Origin of the sequence: Rheinheimera sp. MM224 (genome assembly GCF_947090785.1) — a bacterium.
Taxonomy (GTDB): domain Bacteria; phylum Pseudomonadota; class Gammaproteobacteria; order Enterobacterales; family Alteromonadaceae; genus Pararheinheimera.
Genome location: NZ_OX352320.1, coordinates 3,831,867 through 3,851,490, shown reverse-complemented (window position 1 = coordinate 3,851,490; position 19,624 = coordinate 3,831,867). Strand labels below are relative to the sequence as shown.

Here is a 19,624-nt window from a genome sequence, read left to right as displayed (position 1 = left end):
ACATTTATTCGGCTGACGTATTACTTTGTTGCCAGCCACCGCCGAGCACTTTATACAAACTAATCTGGCTGGCAAGTAAAGCTTGCTGACCGCTGATTAATTGTTGTTGTGCGCTGTACCAGGAACGCTGAGCGTCCAGTACCTGCAGATAACTGTCAGCGCCTTGTTTAAAGCGTGCTTCGGATAACATAAAGCTTTGCTGATTACTGTTGGCGAGGTCCTGCTGAGCCTGCAACTGCGCTGCATAACCTTCACGATCCGCTAAGCCATCAGACACCTCGCGAAATGCTTGCTGGATTTTTTGCTGGTAAGTCACCAGTGCTACTTGCTGCTGTGCTTCAGCCACATCTAAATTGGCTTGAGTACGGCCCATGTTAAAGATCGGCAGGTTGATGGACGGAATAAAACTCCAGCTGCCCGAACCGCCTTTAAACAGATTATCCAATTCAGCCGAGGCCGAGCCAGCATTAGCCGTTAAGCTGATGCTGGGGAAAAATGCCGCTTTGGCTATGCCTATATTGGCATTGGCTGCCAATAAATCATGTTCTGCCGCTTTCAAATCCGGCCGTTGTTGCAATAAATCTGACGGCAAACCTGCAGGTAATTCAGGCAATTGCAGCAGTTTGCTCAGCGGTCGATCCGGTAACAGCTGTTCTGATACTTGAGTCCCGGTTAGTAAGTCCAAAGCGTTTTTATCCCGTTGCAGCAAACGCTGATACCGGGCTATATCCACTTTGGCTGTCGCTACTGTGCTTTTGACTTGCTGCAGTGTTAAAGCTGAAGCTGCGCCTAAGTTGTAGCTTTGTTCTGTCAGTTCCAGTGTTTTTTGCTGACTGTGTAAGGTATGGGCCGCCAGTTCCAGTAACTGTTGATCGGCCGCATAAGTCAGCCAGGCATTGGCCAGTTCTGCCACCAGACTGATCTGGCTGCTTAATTGCGCCTGCTCTGTGGAGTAAAGCTGCTGCAAGGCTTGTTCCGACTGATTACGCACTTTGCCCCAGAAATCCAGCTCGTACGAGGTAATACCCACTGTCGCGCTGTATTGCTGATTGATCTGCGCATTGCCTGTGCCGGTTAAATCGGCCGGTAAACGCTGGCGTGTACCTGACGCGTTTAAGTCCAAAGACGGATACAGCGCTGAGTCTTCAATCTGGTACAAAGCCCGCACCCGCTGCACGTTTAACGCAGCGATCTGTAAGTTTTTGTTGTTCGCAAGGCTTAGCTCTATCAGTTGTTGCAGCTGAGGGTTACTGAAAAACTGCTGCCAATGCAGCTCTGCCGCTTTGACCCCAGAATCCCCGGTGGCCAGTGCATAGTTTTGTGGCACAGGTAACTCAATGGCTTGTTGTTCTGGCGCCAGTTGACAAGCGCTTAATACCAGCATGGCCAAAGCGCTTAAAGTTAAAGTTTTTAATTTCATTCTGCTTTCTCCTGCGCTGCTATGTGTTTGCCTGGGAAGACACGGCGAACCAGCACAAAAAACATCGGCACAAAGATCACGGCCAGAATAGACGAAGCTAAAGTGCCGCCTATCACTGAAATACCCAGAGCATTCTGAGCTCCTGAACCTGCGCTTGAGGCAATAGCCAGCGGCAATACACCACAGATAAAGGCCATGGACGTCATTAAGATAGGGCGCAAACGTAAACGTACAGCTTCAATCGCAGCTTCGACTAAACCTAAGCCCTGATCCATGCGGTGGATGGCGAACTCCACGATCAGAATAGCGTTTTTCGAGGCTAAACCTATGGTGGTCAATAAACCCACCTGCAGATAGATATCGTTCGACAAGTTGGCTACAAGAGCGGCCAGGGCAGCACCAAATACACCCAGTGGCACTATCATCATCACGGCTGCAGGGACGGACCAGCTTTCATACAAGGCGGCTAAACACAGGAATACGACCAGCAAGGATAAGGCATACAACATAGGCGCCTGACCACCGCTTAAACGCTCCTCATAAGAGATACCAGTCCACTCGTAAGCAAAGCCAGCAGGTAACTGTTTGGCTAGTTTTTCCATTTCATCCATGGCCTGACCTGTACTGTAACCTGGTGCTGCAGCGCCCTGAATTTCCATAGACGAGAAGCCGTTATAGCGCTCAAGACGAGGAGAACCGTAAGTCCAGTGTGAGGTGGCAAAGGCTGAGAATGGCACCATTTCACCTTCACTGTTACGCACATACCATTTGGTCAAATCTTCCGGCACCATGCGGCTGTCCGGTGTACCTTGCAGGTAAACCTTTTTCACCCGGCCACGGTCAATAAAGTCATTGACGTAACTGCTACCCCAGGCTGTCGCCAGCGTACTGTTGATATCGGCCTGGCTGACATTCAAGGCTTCGGCTTTAGCTAAGTCGATGTCCAGTTTTAGCTCTGGCATATCTTCCTGACCATTAGGACGAACACCAGCCAACACAGGGCTTTGGCCTGCCATACCTAATAACTGGTTACGGGCAGCTAATAACTGATCGTGACCTAAACCAGCTCTGTCCTGTAAGTGCAGGTTAAAGCCGTTGGCCGTGCCGAGTTCTACCACTGCCGGCGGTGGGAAGGCGAAAACAAAAGCTTCTTTGATAGTAGAGAAATAACCCATGGCTTTGCCTGCTACTGCACCTACAGATAAGTCATCACGCTGACGCTCGTCCCAGTGCTTTAAGTTGACAAAACCTAAGGCTGCATTCTGACCTGAACCGGCAAAACTAAAGCCTGTTACGGTGAAAATAGACTTCACAGCTTCGCTTTGATCCTGCAGGAAATGGTTTTCCATTTTCTCTACTACTTTCAGGGTTTGTTCTGTGGTTGAACCTGCTGGCAATACCACCTGGTTAAACATAATGCCCTGATCTTCATCCGGTAAAAATGCAGAAGGCAACTGGCTGAAAATAAATACCATACCGCCAACAATCAGTGCATAACCCAGCAGGTACCTTTTGCTTTGTTTAATCATACGACTGACAAAGTTCTGAGTCCCTTTGTTGGTTTTATCAAAACCACGGTTAAAACCAGAGAAAAACTTACCTAAAACGGAGCTGTCGTCATGCACATGGCTTGGTTTTAATAAAGTGGCACATAAAGCTGGTGTCAAAATTAAAGCCACCAATACAGACAGGCCCATAGCAGATACTAGAGTGATGGAGAACTGACGGTAAATTACACCAGTGGAACCACCGAAGAATGCCATAGGTACAAAGACTGCAGACAACACCATGGCGATACCTACTAGGGCACCTTTAATTTCATCCATCGACTTACGGGTGGCATCAAGGGCTGACAAACCTTCTTCGGTCATCACCCGCTCGACGTTTTCGACCACTACTATGGCGTCATCCACTAACAGGCCTATGGCCAGTACCATAGCAAACATAGTCAGTGTATTAATGGAGTAACCGAAGGCTGATAAAATGGCAAAAGTACCGAGCAAAACAACAGGCACTGCTATGGTAGGAATTAAAGTGGCGCGGAAGTTCTGCAGGAACAGATACATCACAAAAAACACCAGCACTACAGCTTCAATTAAGGTGCTGACTACTTTTTCAATTGATAAAGACACAAAAGGTGTGGTGTCATAAGGCACAACAGATTTTAAGCCAGCAGGGAAAAAGGGTTCCAGGTCTGCTAAGGCTTTTTTCACGCCTGCCGCTGTTTCCAGCGCATTGGCACCACTGGCCAGTTTGACACCTAAACCTGAAGCAGGTTTACCGTTAAAGCGGGCCACAACACCGTAGTTTTCGCCACCCAATTCAACTTTGGCAATATCACCTAAACGTACCACTGAACCGTCGCTGTTGGTTTTCACCAGAATTGCACGGAACTGCTCCGGAGTTTGCAGGCGGCTTTGCGCTGTGACTGTAGCATTCAGTTGCTGGCCTTCAATTGCGGGCATACCACCTAACTGACCTGCAGACACCTGAGCATTCTGCGCACTAATCGCCGCACTGATATCGGCTGTGGTTAGCTTATAGTTTTGTAATTTAGCCGGGTCTAACCAGATCCGCATGGCGTACTGAGAACCAAACAGCTGCACTTCGCCTACACCATTGACGCGGGAGACTATGTCCTGCACGTTGGACGCAACATAATCCCCAATGTCGATATTACTCATGCTGCCATCTTCAGACACAAAGCCGGCCACTAACAGGAAGTTACGCGCTGATTTAGCCACAGACACACCCTGACGTTGCACTTCCTGCGGTAACAGCGGAGTGGCCAGAGCCAGTTTATTCTGCACCTGAACCTGAGCTATATCCGGGTTGGTATCGGCGCTGAAGGTTAAGGTTAAAGTCACAGAACCATTGGATTCAGAAGTGGATGACATATACATCAGGCCATCCAGACCTTTCATTTTCTGTTCTATAACCTGGGTAACCGTATCTTCAAGAGTACGGGCTGAAGCTCCAGGATAGCTGGCGCTGACGCTGATAGCAGGTGGTGCTATCGATGGATATTGTGCGATTGGCAAAGTGTTGATGGCTAATATACCAGCCAGCATCACCACTATGGCCAACACCCAGGCAAAAATCGGCCTGTCGATAAAAAATCGTGACATCAGGATTCTCCGTTGGCTTTACTGTGACTTGGCTTGAGCAGCTGCATCGGTTGGAACCGCCTGAACTGGCGCACCAGGACGTATTTTTTGCAAGCCTTCAATAATCAGTTGATCACCGGCATTTAAGCCGCTGCTGACCAGCCAATCTGAACCTATAGTGCGGTCGGCTTGTAAAATACGGGCTTCTACTTTGCCTTCTTTACCAATGACCATAGCGGTGGCTTCACCTTTGCTATTACGGCTGATACCACGTTGTGGCGCCAGAATAGCGTTGGCTTTTACACCTTCAACCACTTCAGCGCGCACATACATACCTGGCAGCAGTAACTTTTCAGGGTTAGGAAACTGTGCCCTTAAGGTGACAGAACCAGTACCCGGATCCACTGTCACTTCAGAAAACTGCAGCGTGCCTTTATGTGGATAAACAGAGCCATCTTCCATTTTCAGTTCAACGACGGTCTGAATGGCAGCATCAGAACCTAAAGCACCGGATGCCAGCGCTTTTTTCAGTTGCAGTAACTCGTTGCTTGACTGAGTCAGGTCGACATAAATAGGATCAAGCTGAGTCACAGTCGCTAAAGCTGTTGTTTGATTGGCGCTGACTAAAGCACCTGCCGTCACAGCGGACTTACTGATCTGGCCGCTGATAGGAGACAATACCTTGCTGTAATTTAAATTAATCTGAGCTGTTTTCAGCTGAGCCTGAGCTGTCAGTAAATCGGCCTGAGCTTGTTTATAGCTGGCGTCAGCTTCATCAAATTCCTGCTGACTGACAGCTTTAATTTTCAACAATTCGGTATAACGACTGGCTTTTGATTTGCTGCTGGCGATGCTGGCCTGAGCCCGGGCTACCGCGGCTTTAGCGCTTGAAAGCTGCGCGTCAAAACTGGCAGGGTCGATTTGATACAAAGCCTGACCTGCTTTTACTTCACCGCCTTCGGTAAATAAACGTTGCAGCACTATGCCGTCGACCTGAGGGCGGATTTCAGCAATTTGTGAGGCAGCAACGCGGCCTGGTAATTCTTTGGTCAGGGTAATGGCCTGACTTTTCAGAGTAACTACGCCAACAGGCATAGCCTGAGCCGCTGGTGCAGAGGCTTGTTGAGCCTGGCCACAACCGGCCAAAGCAACAGAGCCCGCCAGGGCTGAAAGGGCAAAAAATACGATGCGGGAACGCTGCATGTTTAGAATCTCCATTTAGAGTGAACGTTCATTCTAAGTTAATTGACTGGTTTTTTCCAGCTTAATTTGTCGCCGTTTTATGGGCTTTGGTCGTTATCTGAACTATTTATCGGAACTACAAAGGGGCAGTCGCTGACTTTGTTTCAGATCAAAACAGCGCAAAAGCCGATGTTTTAAACTGGTGCCACCTTTGACGGGACAACAGAGAAAAGTTCAATGCAGGTGTTATGGTCAGCTGATTTAATACAGAAATATTCGGTGAATGGTCCCCGTTATACGTCTTACCCAACGGCTTTATCCTTATTGCCAGACTTTCCTGCATCAGCTGTCCAGGCGGCGTTGGCCAATTCAGCTTCAGAGCTGTGTTTGTACCTGCATATCCCGTTTTGCCAGCAGCTGTGTTATTACTGCGGCTGCAACAAAATAGTGACCCGCCACAGTGAAAAAGCTGATTTGTATCTGCAAAGTCTATCCAGGGAAATGGCGCTGTATCAGCCGTTACTTTGTGATAAAACCATTTCACAGCTGCATTTAGGTGGTGGCACTCCCACTTTTTTGACTGAAGATCAGTTATCCAAACTTATGCAGTTGCTCAGACAACATTTTGTGTTTAAAGCCGATGCTGAACTTTCGATAGAAATCGACCCACGCAGCTGCAGTCTGGAAAAGCTGGCTCATTTGCGCCAATTGGGTTTTAGCCGGGTTAGTTTTGGTGTGCAGGACTTTGATGAGCAAGTGCAAATAGCCATCAATAGAGTGCAAAGCGAAGATCTGGTCCAGGCTTTGGTGCTGGAAGCCAGGCGTTTAGGTTTTAGCTCTATTAATCTGGATTTGGTCTATGGCTTACCTTACCAACAACCAGAACGATTTTTACAGACGCTGCAAAGCGTATTACAGCTGGATCCGGACAGAGTGTCGTTATTCAGTTATGCCCATATGCCCACCCGTTTTGCCGCCCAGCGCAAAATTCCAACCCAAAGCCTGCCACAGGCTGAAGATAAACTGGCCTTGTTGCAGCTTGCTATCAAGCATTTCAGTGAAGCTGGTTACCAGTGTATTGGTATGGATCATTTCGCCAAAGCCACAGACTCTTTAGCCATAGCGCAGCAACAAGGTAAATTGCAGCGTAACTTTCAGGGCTACACCACAGCAGGCCAGGATGCTTTGATTGGCTTGGGGGTGTCTTCTATTAGCCAGGTCAATGGCGTGATTTGGCAAAATCAAAAAGAACTGCAAGATTATCAGAAGCAGCTTAGTGCCGGACAATTGCCGTTGGAACGGGGTTTTAGTTTAAGTCAGGACGATAAAATCCGCGCAGCCTTAATCAGCCAACTGATTTGCCATTTTAAACTGGATATCCCTGACTTTTGTCAGCGCTTTGCTATAGAGGATTTCTGGAGTTATTTTGCCGATGCCTTACCTAAGTTGGACCCGCTGATAGCCGATGGCTTAGTTTTATGTTCTGACATTGTTATTCAGGTGACGCCACTGGGTCGGTTACTGGTGCGTTTAGTTTGTGCCAGTTTTGACCGTTACCTGCATCAGGCCAATAGCTTGAGTTATTCCAAAGTGGTTTGATCCAACATCAAAGCCTTCCCTATTTTTGACAACGCCTGAACCGTAGGCAATTTAATTTACAGAACTGTGCTTCTTTTTCTGTTTTTCTCACTAAACTACTGAAACATAGCCACAAGCTTTAAAAAGCTGTGGCTTATTTCAAGTGATCTACAGGATGAAGTAAATGACTGACCCTTTTATGCTAGCCGCGATAGAACAAGCCAAAAAAAGTTTAGCCGAAGGCGGCATTCCTATAGGTTCAGTGCTGGTGATCGATGGTGAAATTGTAGGCCGCGGCCACAATCAGCGGGTACAAAAGGGCAGTTGTGTGTTGCATGCGGAAATGGATTGTCTGGAAAACGCCGGTCGTTTAACAGCAAAAGACTACCAACGAGCCGTGTTGTATTCCACCTTATCCCCTTGTGATATGTGCAGCGGCACTGTGTTGCTTTATGGTATTCCTAAAGTAGTCGTAGGTGAAAACCGTACTTTTCAGGGGCCTGAAGGTTATGTCAAAAGCCGCGGCGTTGAACTTATTGTTCAGGACAATGCTGAATGTGTGCAACTGATGCAGGATTTTATCGCCACTAAACCAGAATTATGGAATGAAGATATAGGGGAATAACGTGAAGTTATGGCTCGTTCTGCTACATGGATTGTTGGTCTGTGTCCCGGCATCTGTTGATGCCTCAGCATGGGATAACAGTAGCTCAGGCTGGTTGTTGTTGGCCGCGGCAGCGCTTTTTTATTATTCCTGCTACTTTGGCCTTTGTTATTTTTATATTTCGGGTGAATCGTAAACTCAAAGCTATTGTAAATACAGGTCAGCGCTCAGCGTTGATGCAGCAAAATCGCAGCCGGATCCTCTCGATGATTGTTGAACAAGCTCCGTTGTTACAGGTGTTGGATGCCCTGGTTGAAGGCGCTGAACAAATGGACCCGTCGGCCAGCTGCACTGTGTTGTTACTGGATGAACAGGGGCTTTTACATGTAGCTTCAGCTCCTCATTTGCCGGATGAATACAACGCAGCTATTGAGGGTTTGGCTGCAGCTTATGGTGTGGGATCCTGCGGTACTGCCGCCTATTCAGGTGAGCGCGTGATAGTGGAAGATGTGCGGCTGCATCCTTACTGGCAACCTTACCAGGCCTTGGTTGATTTGGCGGGTATCCGTTCTTGCTGGTCTGAACCTATTAAAAACCGTAAAGGCAAAGTACTGGGTACTTTTGCAATTTATCACAAAGAGGTAACAGTACCGTCTGAGCAGGATATCCAGCTGATTAGCGAAAGCGCAGCTTTGGCTGAAATTGTCATAGAGCGTAGCAATGCAATAGAAGTGTTAAAACGCAGTGAAGAGCGGCACCGTTTATTGGCTGATCATGCCACTGACGTGATTTGGACTATGGACTTAAGCGGACACTTTACCTATATCAGCCCTTCAGCACAAAAGCTGACAGGTTTTACTGTCGCAGAGCTGATGCATCAACAAATGCAGCAGCTGGTAACGCCAGACTCTTATGCCCAGGTGAAACTGCAAATGAAAAAAGCTGCCAAAGCTTTACAGGAAGGAGAGGTTTATCCGGATTATGTTGGCGAAGTGGAGCAGGTGTGCAAAGACGGTCGCCGGGTCTGGAGTGAGGTAAAAATCTCCGGTATGTATGATGCTGAAGGGGCATTTGTGGGCATTTTAGGGGTTAGCAGGGATTTAACCGAAAGACGTAAAATTGAAGAACGTATGCGTTATATGGCGCAGCACGATACCTTAACAGGTTTACCTAACCGCACTTTGTTTTCTGATCGCTTACAAAAGGCATTGCAATACGCAGTGCGGCATAAAAAAGCCTTGGCCCTGATGTTATTGGATTTAAACAAGTTTAAACCTGTGAATGATACTCATGGCCACGCAGTGGGGGATTTGTTATTGCAGCAGGTCGCAGAGCGTTTACTCTGTGCAATCCGCTCTTCCGATACCGTAGCCCGTATAGGCGGCGATGAGTTTATTATCCTGTTACCTGCGGTGGACGAACTAAATCATGCGGCCTTGGTCGCTGAAAAAATTCAGCATTCTATCGCTTTGCCTTTTGATATTCATGGTCTGGAAATTCAGATCAGCTGCAGTATAGGACTGGCTTGTTTTCCAGAGGATGGTGAAACTGATTTAGTGTTGAGCAAAGTGGCTGATCGGCGCATGTACCAACAGAAGGCTGAATTGGCTAATCCATTAGAAATTGCGACAGATTTTTTTCCTGTTGTGGAATAAATCCGGGAGCTGAATCGTTACCTCTGTGTCAATGGTGACAACAGAGGTAATCAATATGAACACAATCCGCTTTTCTTCTTTATCAGCAGCAGTGGTTTTAGCATCTTTGTCTGGTCTTTGTATGGCGCAGGCCGAAATGACAGTCACAGCGGCCGCTGCAGCACAAAACACTGCAGCTACTGTAACCTTGCAACAGCACCAACCAAATACGCTGGCCTCATCCTCAGATACTGCGTCTTTGGGTATTCTTTCTGCCAGTTCAACTTCCGCTGAAACAAATAATCAGGTCACTACCAATACAGACGGTGCTGCACAAAGTGAAGCGCTGCTGACCTCTGCGGCTTTGTCACAAAGTACAAGCATAGCTCAGCAAAGCTCCACGGCCGTAAACACTTTGTTGCCTCAACCTGCTGTGACAATACCTGAGCTTCCGTCCGCAGATTCAGTTGTGCCAGCAGAGCTTCCGGCATTGCCTGGTCTGGTCAATGATTCTGCCCGGGCTGCAGTCAGCCAAAGCACAAATGCTCTGGTTCAGCAGCAAATAAGTACTGAACTGACAAAAGCTGTGGATGACACCATCAAAGCTGAAGTGGTGAATTCTGTGCAATCGAGCCTGAACAGTGTGTTAACTCTGGGTTTATAAAATAGTCAGGCCAGCGTTCTGCTGGCCTTTTTCCGGAGCATTATCATGAGAACACTGCATTATATTTTGTGTCTGCAACTAGTTAGCCTGTTAGGAAGTGTCAGGGCTGAAGCGCTTGAGCCGTCAGAGCAGACCAAAGTCACAGGCTATCTGAATTATGGTCAGAGCTACAATTCAAACCTTAAAACCGCTGAGCTGGACAATGCGTCAGGTCGCTCAGCTTCAGGGCAGGAACTGGAAGCGCAGTTGGCTCTGCACTGGACTCCGGCCCAGCGGTGGGCCTTGGATCTTGGCTACAGGCACCAACAAAACAGCTGGCGAGATAATTCAGATTTTAATACTAGCTTAGGTTTATGGTCTGCAGATCTGAGTTATCAGGCAAAGTGGTTGACGCTTGGCAGTAGTTACCACAAAGCAGATGCCAGCTTAGCCAGCGAGGATTTTCTTGGTCTGGATCAATACAGCCTGTATATGGCTAAACTCTGGCAGCAGCGTTATTACCTGAGGTTGAGTCTGACCCAGACCGATAAAGATTTTACTGTGCTTGATGACAGAGATGCCAAACTACAACAACTGCGTAGTGACTTCTTTGCATTCAGCACCGATCAGCAGGGTTTTATGCAGCTTGGTCTGGCTTACCAGGACGAACAGACTGAGTCTGAATTGTTTGATTTCCGGGGGCCTTTGATACAACTGAAAGCGTCACAGCAATGGCGTTGGTTTGAGCAGGATCACAAGGTTCAGTTCGGCTGGCAATGGCAACACAAAGACTATCAGATTGCCGCTGACGCTGAAAAACGGCAGGATCGGATCCAAAGCTGGCTGATGAACTGGCAATGGCAATTGAATAACTATCTGGCGCTGACAGCCCAGCTGGAGCATCAGAGTTCCGCATCCAATGTGCCAACAGCAGACTATTCGCAAAATCTGGCCGGTATGGCATTGCGCTTATCTTTTTAATGGGATCCTGGGCGAAGCAAGCCAAAACCATAGACAGGGTCTTTGCCCGGTTCACCCAGATCTACTACCTGTTGCTGTAACTGAGCTCTGAGTTGAGCTGCAGTTACACCTGATGCCAACTGACAGGCTGCAATAGCTGCAACCACTGGCGAAGCCAGTGAAGTGCCGGTTTCCAAACCAAAGTCAGCACCGGCTTTGGCCACAGTGACAGCGACTCCGGGCGCAGCGAACTCAATATAATCCCCTTGATTGGCCCAGCGATAAATATGTTGCTGTTGATCCACTGCTGTGACGGCAATCACCTCTTTATAAGCCGCCGGATACAAAGGCGAAGCAGCAGGACCTGCATTACCAGCTGCTGCAACCAATACAATACTTTTCTGATCTAATGCTCTGATGGCATGATGCAGTAAAGGATGAGCCGGACCTGTCAGGCTTAGATTAATCAGTTGCACTTGCTCTGAGGCTAACCAATTCAGCGCTTCCAATAAATGGACCAAAGTAGCACCTTGCTGATAAGCGTTCTGCTGATAAAACACTGCTGCGCTAAATAGCTGCGCCTGCGGTAACAAAGGCTTAAGCCCCGGCCCCTGGCCTGTCAGTAATGAGGCTACAGCCGTACCATGCTGATTGTCTTGTGCCAGATCGGGCGGTAAAAAATTTCTACTGATTAAGGCTTCAGTTCGGGCAAAGGCGGGATGTTGTCGATCGACTGCGGAATCCACCATACCTATTTTTACGGCACTTTGACAGAAGCTGTCAGAAGCAGAAGCTTTGCTGGCACCATTGGCTTTGCCTTGTTGCGGATTGTAAATAGTATTGCTGAAAACCTGTGCTTGTATATCTGCTGGTAACGATTGCAGCAGTTCAGGTTTAGTTCCTGAACCTGTCGGCAGCTGGATCCGGTATAAAAATAAGCCTAATTCCTGGTAACGCTTTTGGTCGACTAAATAACTGTGCAACTGAGTCTGTTGTTGCCATTGCTGCGAACTTAACATCAGCAACCATTGACCTTCGACGACTCTGACTCCGGGCTCCAATTCAATTTCACGCCAGAGCAGTTGGTTTTGCTGATTCACTACTGGCAGGTTGGCTGGCAATTGCATGACTGGGTCCAGGTTAAGACTCAGGCGCTGGCGCAATCTGTTAGTGGCAAGCTTATCCTGAAGCAGTTGTTGTCTGGTTTGATGTAACAACTGCTGCTCTAAAGTTGTCAGACGGTCTGTGACGGGCGAACCAAGAGGCTGTTCCAGTCTGTCGGTCAGCGGGTTTGAAGGCAAAAGCTGAGCTTGTGACTCCAATGCCAACAAGGACAATAGTACAAAGGTCAGTTTATTTTTCATGATGATCTCTTTGGTTACAAAAAACTATGTACCATAAAAACGTCTGAGCAGAAAAAAAATTCCATTGTGGTGGAATAAATCTGTGTGCTGCTTCGTCTCCTTTTTAACAGGGAGTATTACTGACGATGAAAACTGAATTAAAAACTTTATTACCTCAGCTGAGACGTTTTGCGTTTTCGCTGACCGGTTCGGTTCAGGACGCTGATGACCTGGTGCAAAACACCCTAGAGCGGTTACTGAATAGCCCGCCTGAACCCCATGTGACTTTATTGCACTGGTGTTTTCGGGTATGTCGCAATGTCTGGATAGACGAATACCGTAGCCGCAAAGTACGACAGGCCGGAGCTAATGAGCCAGAACTACAAGAAGCCAGTACAGATGGAGAAGCCACTATGCTGGCACAAATACAGCTAACGCAGGTACAAAGCGCCATTAGCCAGTTACCGCAAGACCAACAAGAAGTTTTGAGTCTGGTGGCTGTGCAGGGATGTAGTTATGCCGAAGCGGCCCAAATCCTGGCTTTACCGGCTGGGACTATTATGAGTCGTCTTGCCAGAGCCCGCACCGCTTTAGCTCAAAGCGTTCGGCTCGCAAAGGGGAGTTACGTTGTATGAAGATCACAGATGAAATGTTATCTGCATTTCTTGATGCTGAATTACCTGAACCACAAATGCAGCAGATCCGTGAATTGTTGCTCCAGGACGAGCAATTAGCTGAACGTCTGGCGGCTTTGGCTGAAGTGGATTTATTGCTAAAACAGCAGGCAAGTCTGATAGATGCTACTCCGGTGCCACAGCAACTGATGGCGCTGCTGGATGAACCAGAACAAGGTTCGGTAATCCGGTTTCCGTTCTGGCGCCGGTTGGCACAGCCACGGCAGTGGCATAGTGCAGCTGCAGCTTGTATGGCTTTTGCTGCTGGTTATGCCCTGGTGCTATGGCAACAGCATGACCCATGGTCTGATATCAGCCTGGCACTGGAGACTCAACCCGCAGGTAGTAGTTATCAGTTGGGAACAGATTCAACCTTAACTGCACATCTGACCTTTTTGGATCAACAAGGCAGATACTGCCGGCACTATCAAATCAGCAGCACTACTGAACTCAGCCAGCAATTGGCTTGCCGTTCTGCAGAAGGCTGGCAGCTGGAAGCTATGGTCAATGGGTCGGCGAAACAAGAATTGATGTACCAGACCGCCAGTGGCACTGGGGTGCTGGACCCAGTGATTGACCAGATGATCTCAGGTCAGGTGTTAAGCCTTTCGGGTGAACAACAATTAATCCAGCAAGGCTGGTCGACAAAACACAAAGGAGAATGATCATGAAACTACTTCTTGCTGTTTTATTGTTAAGTCTGACGGCGTGCAGCAGTGCGCCTGATTACCGCAGTGCATCGGCTGCGGGTTATGGTTACAGTGATACCGAGCTGGGTCCTAATTATCACAGGGTCCAGTTTAAACTCAGAGGTAAAAACAAAGCCAAAGCTATGGATTATGCCCTGCAAAGGGCGGCCGAACTAACTTTGAGCCAGGGCTACGACTGGTTTGATTTGGTGGAAAAAGAAACACTGGTAGACCGCAAGACCTATGAAGTGACTACCAGGCTCAGCACAGCCAGCCATCATCGGCAGACGTCTTGTGGTTTACTCAGCTGCAGTAGTTATTACCAGCCTGACATGATGCCTGAGCTGGATACAACAACGGATTACACCGAAGTGCGGATTGATATTCGTTTGGGCAAAGGTGTTAGTCCACAAGGGACCAGCATATTTCAGGCTACTGAAGTGTTAAATAAGATGAAGCAATAACCAGCAGGAATTACTGCTGGTTATTCTGATGCTAAAGCAGATTTATTTAGCTTTTTGTGGCCAGGTGGCTGGTAAAGATAAATCACCTGAAGCCACATCGTACACATTCACTACGCAGAGCAGCGGGTTGTGCAGGTTGGCATTTACTTTCAGTGCAGCTGTCACACCGTCGTAGTTAAAATCAGTTGGGAACCCCACTTCTTTTAACGGCACACGGATGGTGACGGTATCTTTTTTCAGGTTGAAATCATAACCCGGAGAGTCGATATAAATTGGAGCACCTGGCCAGGTTTTTGGCACTTTAGGAGTTTCACCTTTTGGAATATCCCGCACTTTTAAACCTTTAGGGCCACAGCTTTCATCCGGGGTTAACACCACCCAATGTGAATGCCAGTCGTCGCCATCGTTCGCCAGATTGCCATCGTTGTTTTCGTCATACAAAGGTGTGTCATCAAAGTCAGGGTGGGCAGTTAACGCCAGCGCCACTATGCCTTTTTTACCATCAAAACCTATGACTGAAGAATCCAGTGTGGTTGGCCAGACATAACTTAGTACCTCTGCTGTGGCAAATTTTCCGCCATTGCTGACTGGTTTTTCTGCACCTGCAGTGCCTGCAACCACTTGCTCAAATACCAGATGGGTACCGTCTTTAAATACCCGGGTGTGGACTAAGTCAAAAGCAGCTGTAGTGGCTGATTTTTCCGAGTGAATACCACCAGGGCCATGAGCCAGCGCCTGGCTGGCGGCTAAAGCTATTAATGAACTTAACAGTAATTTTTTCATCATTCACCTCAAGCTAAATCTGTGATGGCAGCGCCAAAGTTGATATGTAATACCTGGCCATCAATGACTAAGGCAGGTACTGACTGCACGCCGGCAGCTTTGGCTGTTGCGACTTCAGCACTCTGTTCACCTAAATGCACTACATTGATTTGATATTTGTTCGGGTCAATCATGCTTAACAAGGCTTGCTCGGCGCTAATGCAAACAGGGCAACCAGCATGGTAAAAAGTAGCAATAGTTTTAGTGTTCATAGGTTTGTTTCCTTTAAGAAAGTCAGGTTAAGAATCTGTACTGCACTGTGCTGTATTTTGAAATACGTTTCGATTCGATACATATTATTGTTTTGAATCGAAACTGTGTCAAGGCTATGTTTTAAGAAAACTGTGGGTTACTTATTAAGGTTTTAATTTTTATGGTTTTATTTTTTTGTTCTGTGCTGCTAAACAGCAGAAAACAAAAAGCCACCGGGTCGGTGGCTTTTTGGTTATTGGGGGCGATAGGCTTAAATAGCGCAGCTGCCGCCTTGCTGTAACCAAATTTCCTGTTGGGGTGCATTGGCATCCAATACCTCAATACGTTCAATCTGCAACAGTGGAATTTCCACTTTTTGCCCGTCCTTATCCAGCACCAGAAATTCTTCCTGTGCTGTACTTCGGGTGTCACGGGCAATACCCTGAATAGTGCTGCCATCCAGCTGGTGGATCAGGACCGGGTATCGTCTCATACAGATAATTTCGACATGATCATGTAAATCACAAGCAAGAATGGCCGGGCTCATCAGAGTGCTCCTTTAATCTTGGGTTAATTAAAACAGAGCCGCTTAGCAGCCCTGTAATTTCAGAATGTAATAACCCTGCGCATTAATAGCTGCAATAACCGCTGGGGTGGCTATTTCGTTATGACAAAAATCACAGCTTTGTTGCTGTATGTCGTCACTGTTATAGCCTTGTTGTTGTAAAAACTGCTGTGCATAAAGTTTAGCCTTAGCTGCGTGCTCTGGTGTTACCAACACATCAAAATGCAGATAATGGCCATTGGTCGTTTTTACATGGGTGTCAAAAACCTGAACGTTCATAAAAGCTCCTCACTCAACCTTAAATTAAGTATCGAATCGATACGTTATGAAAATAATAGTTTCGCTTCGATACAATGTCAAGCTATACTGTGCAGATAAAATGCAGTTCTAAATCCAGATGCAAGTGCAGGTGTGAAAACTATGGCTTTAAGCTTTTTTGATTATGTCGAACGCATCAACAGTTTGCTGCGCAGCTGGCAGCGGGATGATGCCGAACTTTCAATGGTGCCCGCAGTGCAGCTCAGCGCTTTGCGTTATCTGAGTATTTGTAATCATTACTCAGACACTGTGATGGGCGTGACCGACTATCTGGGCCTGACCAAAGGCACAGTGTCTCAGTCGTTAAAAGCGCTGGAAGAGCGGCAGTGGATTTACAAAGAGCCGGATCTGCAGGACAAACGCATAGTGCATTTAAAACCAACAGCAGCAGGTTTAGCTGTGGTGCAACAGTTGGTGGCTGTGCAGGTGCTGCAACAGGCAGTGCAGCAGTTGGGGCCTGAACTGGAACAGCAACTGACCGGCGCTTTGCATCAGTTGTTGAGTCATGTGCAGCAGCAAGAGCAGCGCAAAAGTTTTGGCGTGTGCAAGAGCTGTCGTTTCCATCAACAGCAGGATGGTTTGCCCTTTTGTGGTTTAACTAAGCAGCCTTTGCCGGTAACAAGCACACAACTGATTTGTCGTGAACATCAGGATACGGCATAGAGGAGAAAATAGATGAAAACGAAAAGTTGTGTGGTGATCCGGCATTTACAGTTTGAAGATCTCGGTAGTTTTGCCGAGCCATTAATGGCTGCTGGTTATCAGCTGCAGTATCTGGATGCGGCTATGGATGATTTAACTGCGGCTTATCAGGCCGATTTAACTGTCATTTTAGGTGGCCCTGTGGGCGTGTACGACACGGCTTTGTATCCGTTTTTACAGACTGAGCTTCTGATAGCCAAACAACGTTTGGCAGAACAAAAGCCATTAGTCGGGGTTTGCCTCGGGTCGCAGCTAATAGCTGCAGCTGCTGGTGCTGCTGTGTATCCGGGCGCTTATGGCAAAGAAATTGGCTGGTCGCCTATTCGTTTTACTCAAGCCGCGCTGGACACTCAGCTTTTTGCGGTTGAGGACGTGGATGCAGAAATCCAGATGTTCCACTGGCATGGCGATACCTTTGATTTGCCTGCTGGTGCAGAGCTTTTGGCATCGAGTGAAAGTTACAAGCAAATTTACCGTATAGGCTCGCAAGTACTGGCGTTTCAATGCCACCCTGAACTGGAAGGCCAGCGTATCGAACAATGGTTGCTTGGCCATGCCGCCGAATTAGCGGCCTGGCCTTTGGCAGATTTAGCCAAAATCCGCCAGGACACCAAAGTTTATGCGCCAGCTTTACGCCAGTTTAGCCAGCAATTGCTCACGCGCTGGTTATCTCAATTTTAGCTACGCACCGTCTTTTCGACTTTAATACCTAATCGTTTGGCGAGGCGGGCCAGATTGGCTCTGTCTAAATCCAGCTGCTTCGCTGCCAGACTCCAGTTGCCAGCTGTTTGGCTTAAGATTTGAATAATTTGCTGCTTCTGAAATTCTTCAGTGGCAGCTTTCAGGCTTAAGCCCTCGCTGTGGATCATCGGCAAAGTTGCTGGCGAGTGGTTATCGGTTGAAACTGCGCGCTCTGCCAGCTCCAGATGCTGCGGCAACAGCGCAATAATATCCTGAGCTTTGGCTTCTTTTCTGGCTTTAAGTGCCGCGCGGCTAATCACATGTTCCAGTTCCCGTACATTACCCGGCCAGTTGTACTGCAACAACACGGACTGAGCTGCGGTGCTGAGTTTTAGCTGACGTATGCCCAGTTTGCGGGCTGTCAGTTCCAGAAAGTAGCCGGCCAGTAACAACACATCCTGTTGTCGTTCTTTTAATGCAGGCACGGTAATGGGATACACCGATAAACGATGATACAAGTCGGCGCGAAAATGACCTGCAGCCACTTCAGCAGCTAAATCTCTGTTGGTAGCCGCTATCACCCGCACATTCACCGTTTTTACTTCATCTTTGCCGACAGGCTGAATTTCACCGCTTTGCAGCACCCGCAATAATTTGCTTTGTACGCTTAGTGGTAGTTCACCAACTTCATCGAGAAATATAGTACCGCCATCGGCCAATAAAAATTTACCCGGTCTCTCCCGCTCGGCGCCGGTAAAAGCACCTTTGGCATGACCAAACAACTCAGATTCAGCCAGAGTTTCAGGCAAAGACGCACAGTTTAAATGTACCAGTTGCCGTTTAGCTCTTCTGGATAACTGGTGCAGAGTTCTGGCGACCAGCTCTTTACCTACACCAGTCTGGCCCTGAATGAGCACTGTGTAATCTGAACCCGCCACCAGTTGAATATCACTTTTTAGCGCCAGCATCGCCTGGCTTTGACCTATCAGCTCGCCACCATCCCGGATCAAGGCTTCATGCGTCAGTTCTTCGACCAAATGTTGTGCCTGCAGCGCTTGTTGTTCGAGTTTTTTCAGCTGAATAGCGGTTTTTAAGGTGGCTGCCGACATAGCTGCAATCAAGTCTAAGGTCCGTTCAGCTATCGCAGAAAAAGCAGCAGGTTTCAGGCTGTCCAGCGTCAGCACCCCTATCAGTTGGCCATCTGAATACAAAGGTAAACCCATACAGGAATGCACGGGCAAGTCACCTGCCTGCGCCAGTAACAACCCATCGTAAGGATCGGCCAATTCAGTGTCGGATGGAAAACGCACCGGGCTACTGCTCTGGCAAATGAGCGCAAGGCGAGGGTGATCCTTCAGAGCGAAACGACGGCCTAAGGTATCAGCCGTTAAGCCCTGAATGGCCAGCGGCATCAGCAACTCCCCCTGATAAGAGAGCAATACCACCGCATCGCAGTTAATAGCTTTACGGACAGAGCCCAGCAAACGGTCAAAGCGATCTGTAGTAGTGATGCTGTTCGCCAGATCCAGCGCTACTTCCAGCAACAAGGTTGAGTTGAGTTCGGCCATTGCAGCTCCTGCTGACAATTAGAGTGTTTTAATTGTGTCACAAAGAATCTAGTTTGTCATTTTGACTCTTTTTGGTTGGGTCATTTTGACATGTATTTTAGCCGGTAATTATTTAATGTGTTGAAGTATAAGTTAAAAATAACTGGCATCAGAACTGCACTACATAAGCAAACCAAACCGGAATCCGGTGATTCCATAGGAGCTTATGATGTTTCATGTTGCCCAATTTTTTAGTAATGAAAAACTGTCCGCCTCTGACAAGTTCGAAACTTTGTTACTGGCTGCCAATACGTTATTAGCTTTGTCTTTTAGTTTACTGCTGGCGACTGTGGTTGTCTGTTATCCGCTGTCTTATATGTTTTCGTTTGAACTGCAACTGGCAGGTCACGTCACTATGATTTTCAGCGCGACTTTGGTGAAAATTGCCTATGTCTGCCGCTGTATAGCTCAGTACGAACTGCATAAAGAAGTGCGTTAA

The 19,624-nt window shown here is 47.7% G+C and carries 20 protein-coding genes; 11 read left to right on the top strand and 9 right to left on the bottom strand.

Annotated features, from left to right (window positions below; translation table 11 throughout):
• Positions 1-4 precede the first annotated feature (4 nt).
• From OM978_RS18105 to OM978_RS18095, 3 genes are read right to left on the bottom strand one after another with little or no spacing between them, the layout of a single operon-like run.
• The gene (locus OM978_RS18105) at positions 5-1,420 is read right to left on the bottom strand and encodes an efflux transporter outer membrane subunit (protein ID WP_264343696.1); all 1,416 of its coding nucleotides are present in this window, start codon (positions 1,418-1,420) and stop codon (positions 5-7) included.
• Positions 1,417-4,548: an efflux RND transporter permease subunit gene (locus tag OM978_RS18100; protein ID WP_264343695.1), complete on the bottom strand. Its 3,132-nt coding sequence runs from the start codon at positions 4,546-4,548 to the stop codon at positions 1,417-1,419. The genes OM978_RS18105 and OM978_RS18100 overlap by 4 nt, the downstream gene beginning before the upstream one ends.
• Before the next feature lie 18 nt (positions 4,549-4,566).
• Entirely contained in the window at positions 4,567-5,730 is a 1,164-nt protein-coding gene (locus OM978_RS18095) for an efflux RND transporter periplasmic adaptor subunit (protein WP_264343694.1), read from the bottom strand.
• 216 nt (positions 5,731-5,946) lie between these two features.
• On the opposite strand from OM978_RS18095, the gene hemN reads away from it, so the two are divergent.
• From hemN to OM978_RS18070, 5 genes are all read left to right on the top strand, one after another.
• Positions 5,947-7,308 carry an oxygen-independent coproporphyrinogen III oxidase gene (gene hemN, locus OM978_RS18090; RefSeq protein ID WP_264343692.1) on the top strand — a complete coding sequence of 454 codons (1,362 nt, stop codon included), beginning with the start codon at positions 5,947-5,949 and terminating at the stop codon, positions 7,306-7,308.
• Positions 7,309-7,471: 163 nt separating this feature from the next.
• Positions 7,472-7,912, top strand: coding sequence for a nucleoside deaminase (locus OM978_RS18085; RefSeq protein WP_264343690.1), 441 nt, complete (start codon positions 7,472-7,474; stop codon positions 7,910-7,912).
• 59 nt (positions 7,913-7,971) lie between these two features.
• On the top strand, positions 7,972-9,546 hold the full coding sequence (locus OM978_RS18080) for a diguanylate cyclase domain-containing protein (protein ID WP_264343688.1): 1,575 nt from the start codon (positions 7,972-7,974) through the stop codon (positions 9,544-9,546).
• A 55-nt stretch (positions 9,547-9,601) separates the two neighbouring features.
• Complete coding sequence (locus OM978_RS18075; protein WP_264343686.1) at positions 9,602-10,189, top strand: hypothetical protein; 588 nt, start codon at positions 9,602-9,604, stop codon at positions 10,187-10,189.
• A 45-nt stretch (positions 10,190-10,234) separates the two neighbouring features.
• Positions 10,235-11,149: an outer membrane beta-barrel protein gene (locus OM978_RS18070; protein WP_264343685.1), complete on the top strand. Its 915-nt coding sequence runs from the start codon at positions 10,235-10,237 to the stop codon at positions 11,147-11,149.
• On the opposite strand, the gene OM978_RS18065 is transcribed toward OM978_RS18070, so the two are convergent.
• On the bottom strand, positions 11,146-12,492 hold the full coding sequence (locus OM978_RS18065; RefSeq protein ID WP_264343684.1) for a S8 family serine peptidase: 1,347 nt from the start codon (positions 12,490-12,492) through the stop codon (positions 11,146-11,148). The genes OM978_RS18070 and OM978_RS18065 overlap by 4 nt on opposite strands.
• Positions 12,493-12,617: 125 nt before the next feature.
• Here OM978_RS18065 and OM978_RS18060 point away from each other — a divergent pair, with 125 nt between their 5' ends.
• From OM978_RS18060 to OM978_RS18050, 3 genes are read left to right on the top strand one after another with little or no spacing between them, the layout of a single operon-like run.
• Positions 12,618-13,106 (top strand): RNA polymerase sigma factor, encoded by a 489-nt coding sequence (locus tag OM978_RS18060; RefSeq protein WP_264343683.1) that lies wholly within the window; start codon positions 12,618-12,620, stop codon positions 13,104-13,106.
• On the top strand, positions 13,103-13,810 hold the full coding sequence (locus OM978_RS18055) for a hypothetical protein (RefSeq protein ID WP_264343682.1): 708 nt from the start codon (positions 13,103-13,105) through the stop codon (positions 13,808-13,810). The genes OM978_RS18060 and OM978_RS18055 overlap by 4 nt, the downstream gene beginning before the upstream one ends.
• 2 nt (positions 13,811-13,812) lie before the next feature.
• The gene (locus OM978_RS18050) at positions 13,813-14,298 is read left to right on the top strand and encodes a CC0125/CC1285 family lipoprotein (protein WP_264343680.1); all 486 of its coding nucleotides are present in this window, start codon (positions 13,813-13,815) and stop codon (positions 14,296-14,298) included.
• Positions 14,299-14,340: 42 nt separating this feature from the next.
• Here the strand turns inward: OM978_RS18050 and OM978_RS18045 are convergent, their stop codons facing one another.
• From OM978_RS18045 to OM978_RS18030, 4 genes are all read right to left on the bottom strand, one after another.
• A complete protein-coding gene (locus OM978_RS18045; protein ID WP_264343679.1) occupies positions 14,341-15,084 on the bottom strand; it encodes a hypothetical protein in 744 nt (247 codons plus the stop codon).
• Between the two features lie 5 nt (positions 15,085-15,089).
• Positions 15,090-15,332 (bottom strand): thioredoxin family protein, encoded by a 243-nt coding sequence (locus OM978_RS18040; RefSeq protein WP_233008144.1) that lies wholly within the window; start codon positions 15,330-15,332, stop codon positions 15,090-15,092.
• Positions 15,333-15,583: 251 nt separating this feature from the next.
• Positions 15,584-15,859, bottom strand: a complete 276-nt coding sequence (locus tag OM978_RS18035) for a Rho-binding antiterminator (protein ID WP_264343678.1) — start codon at positions 15,857-15,859, stop codon at positions 15,584-15,586.
• A 42-nt stretch (positions 15,860-15,901) separates the two neighbouring features.
• Positions 15,902-16,156 (bottom strand): DUF2024 family protein, encoded by a 255-nt coding sequence (locus OM978_RS18030; RefSeq protein ID WP_264343677.1) that lies wholly within the window; start codon positions 16,154-16,156, stop codon positions 15,902-15,904.
• A gap of 141 nt (positions 16,157-16,297) precedes the next feature.
• Here OM978_RS18030 and OM978_RS18025 point away from each other — a divergent pair, with 141 nt between their 5' ends.
• Together OM978_RS18025 and OM978_RS18020 are read left to right on the top strand one after the other, a co-directional pair.
• Positions 16,298-16,858 carry a MarR family winged helix-turn-helix transcriptional regulator gene (locus OM978_RS18025; RefSeq protein WP_264343676.1) on the top strand — a complete coding sequence of 187 codons (561 nt, stop codon included), beginning with the start codon at positions 16,298-16,300 and terminating at the stop codon, positions 16,856-16,858.
• Positions 16,859-16,870: 12 nt separating this feature from the next.
• A complete protein-coding gene (locus tag OM978_RS18020) occupies positions 16,871-17,578 on the top strand; it encodes a glutamine amidotransferase (protein ID WP_264343674.1) in 708 nt (235 codons plus the stop codon).
• Here OM978_RS18020 and norR read toward each other — a convergent pair.
• Entirely contained in the window at positions 17,575-19,146 is a 1,572-nt protein-coding gene (gene norR / locus OM978_RS18015; RefSeq protein WP_264343672.1) for a nitric oxide reductase transcriptional regulator NorR, read from the bottom strand. The genes OM978_RS18020 and norR overlap by 4 nt on opposite strands.
• Positions 19,147-19,351: 205 nt before the next feature.
• Here norR and OM978_RS18010 point away from each other — a divergent pair, with 205 nt between their 5' ends.
• Positions 19,352-19,624 carry a hypothetical protein gene (locus tag OM978_RS18010; RefSeq protein ID WP_264343671.1) on the top strand — a complete coding sequence of 91 codons (273 nt, stop codon included), beginning with the start codon at positions 19,352-19,354 and terminating at the stop codon, positions 19,622-19,624.

What these genes read in the sequence shown, in the direction of transcription:
- OM978_RS18040 (WP_233008144.1), bottom strand. Translation starts at nt 15,332, where the DNA reads ATGAACACTAAAACTATTGCTACTTTTTACCATGCTGGTTGCCCTGTT.
- OM978_RS18025 (WP_264343676.1), top strand. Translation starts at nt 16,298, where the DNA reads ATGGCTTTAAGCTTTTTTGATTATGTCGAACGCATCAACAGTTTGCTG.
- OM978_RS18035 (WP_264343678.1), bottom strand. Translation starts at nt 15,859, where the DNA reads ATGAGCCCGGCCATTCTTGCTTGTGATTTACATGATCATGTCGAAATT.
- OM978_RS18075 (WP_264343686.1), top strand. Translation starts at nt 9,602, where the DNA reads ATGAACACAATCCGCTTTTCTTCTTTATCAGCAGCAGTGGTTTTAGCA.
- OM978_RS18100 (WP_264343695.1), bottom strand. Translation starts at nt 4,548, where the DNA reads ATGTCACGATTTTTTATCGACAGGCCGATTTTTGCCTGGGTGTTGGCC.
- norR (WP_264343672.1), bottom strand. Translation starts at nt 19,146, where the DNA reads ATGGCCGAACTCAACTCAACCTTGTTGCTGGAAGTAGCGCTGGATCTG.
- OM978_RS18050 (WP_264343680.1), top strand. Translation starts at nt 13,813, where the DNA reads ATGAAACTACTTCTTGCTGTTTTATTGTTAAGTCTGACGGCGTGCAGC.
- OM978_RS18010 (WP_264343671.1), top strand. Translation starts at nt 19,352, where the DNA reads ATGATGTTTCATGTTGCCCAATTTTTTAGTAATGAAAAACTGTCCGCC.
- OM978_RS18060 (WP_264343683.1), top strand. Translation starts at nt 12,618, where the DNA reads ATGAAAACTGAATTAAAAACTTTATTACCTCAGCTGAGACGTTTTGCG.
- OM978_RS18080 (WP_264343688.1), top strand. Translation starts at nt 7,972, where the DNA reads ATGCCTCAGCATGGGATAACAGTAGCTCAGGCTGGTTGTTGTTGGCCG.
- hemN (WP_264343692.1), top strand. Translation starts at nt 5,947, where the DNA reads ATGCAGGTGTTATGGTCAGCTGATTTAATACAGAAATATTCGGTGAAT.
- OM978_RS18055 (WP_264343682.1), top strand. Translation starts at nt 13,103, where the DNA reads ATGAAGATCACAGATGAAATGTTATCTGCATTTCTTGATGCTGAATTA.
- OM978_RS18095 (WP_264343694.1), bottom strand. Translation starts at nt 5,730, where the DNA reads ATGCAGCGTTCCCGCATCGTATTTTTTGCCCTTTCAGCCCTGGCGGGC.
- OM978_RS18030 (WP_264343677.1), bottom strand. Translation starts at nt 16,156, where the DNA reads ATGAACGTTCAGGTTTTTGACACCCATGTAAAAACGACCAATGGCCAT.
- OM978_RS18085 (WP_264343690.1), top strand. Translation starts at nt 7,472, where the DNA reads ATGACTGACCCTTTTATGCTAGCCGCGATAGAACAAGCCAAAAAAAGT.
- OM978_RS18065 (WP_264343684.1), bottom strand. Translation starts at nt 12,492, where the DNA reads ATGAAAAATAAACTGACCTTTGTACTATTGTCCTTGTTGGCATTGGAG.
- OM978_RS18045 (WP_264343679.1), bottom strand. Translation starts at nt 15,084, where the DNA reads ATGATGAAAAAATTACTGTTAAGTTCATTAATAGCTTTAGCCGCCAGC.
- OM978_RS18070 (WP_264343685.1), top strand. Translation starts at nt 10,235, where the DNA reads ATGAGAACACTGCATTATATTTTGTGTCTGCAACTAGTTAGCCTGTTA.
- OM978_RS18020 (WP_264343674.1), top strand. Translation starts at nt 16,871, where the DNA reads ATGAAAACGAAAAGTTGTGTGGTGATCCGGCATTTACAGTTTGAAGAT.
- OM978_RS18105 (WP_264343696.1), bottom strand. Translation starts at nt 1,420, where the DNA reads ATGAAATTAAAAACTTTAACTTTAAGCGCTTTGGCCATGCTGGTATTA.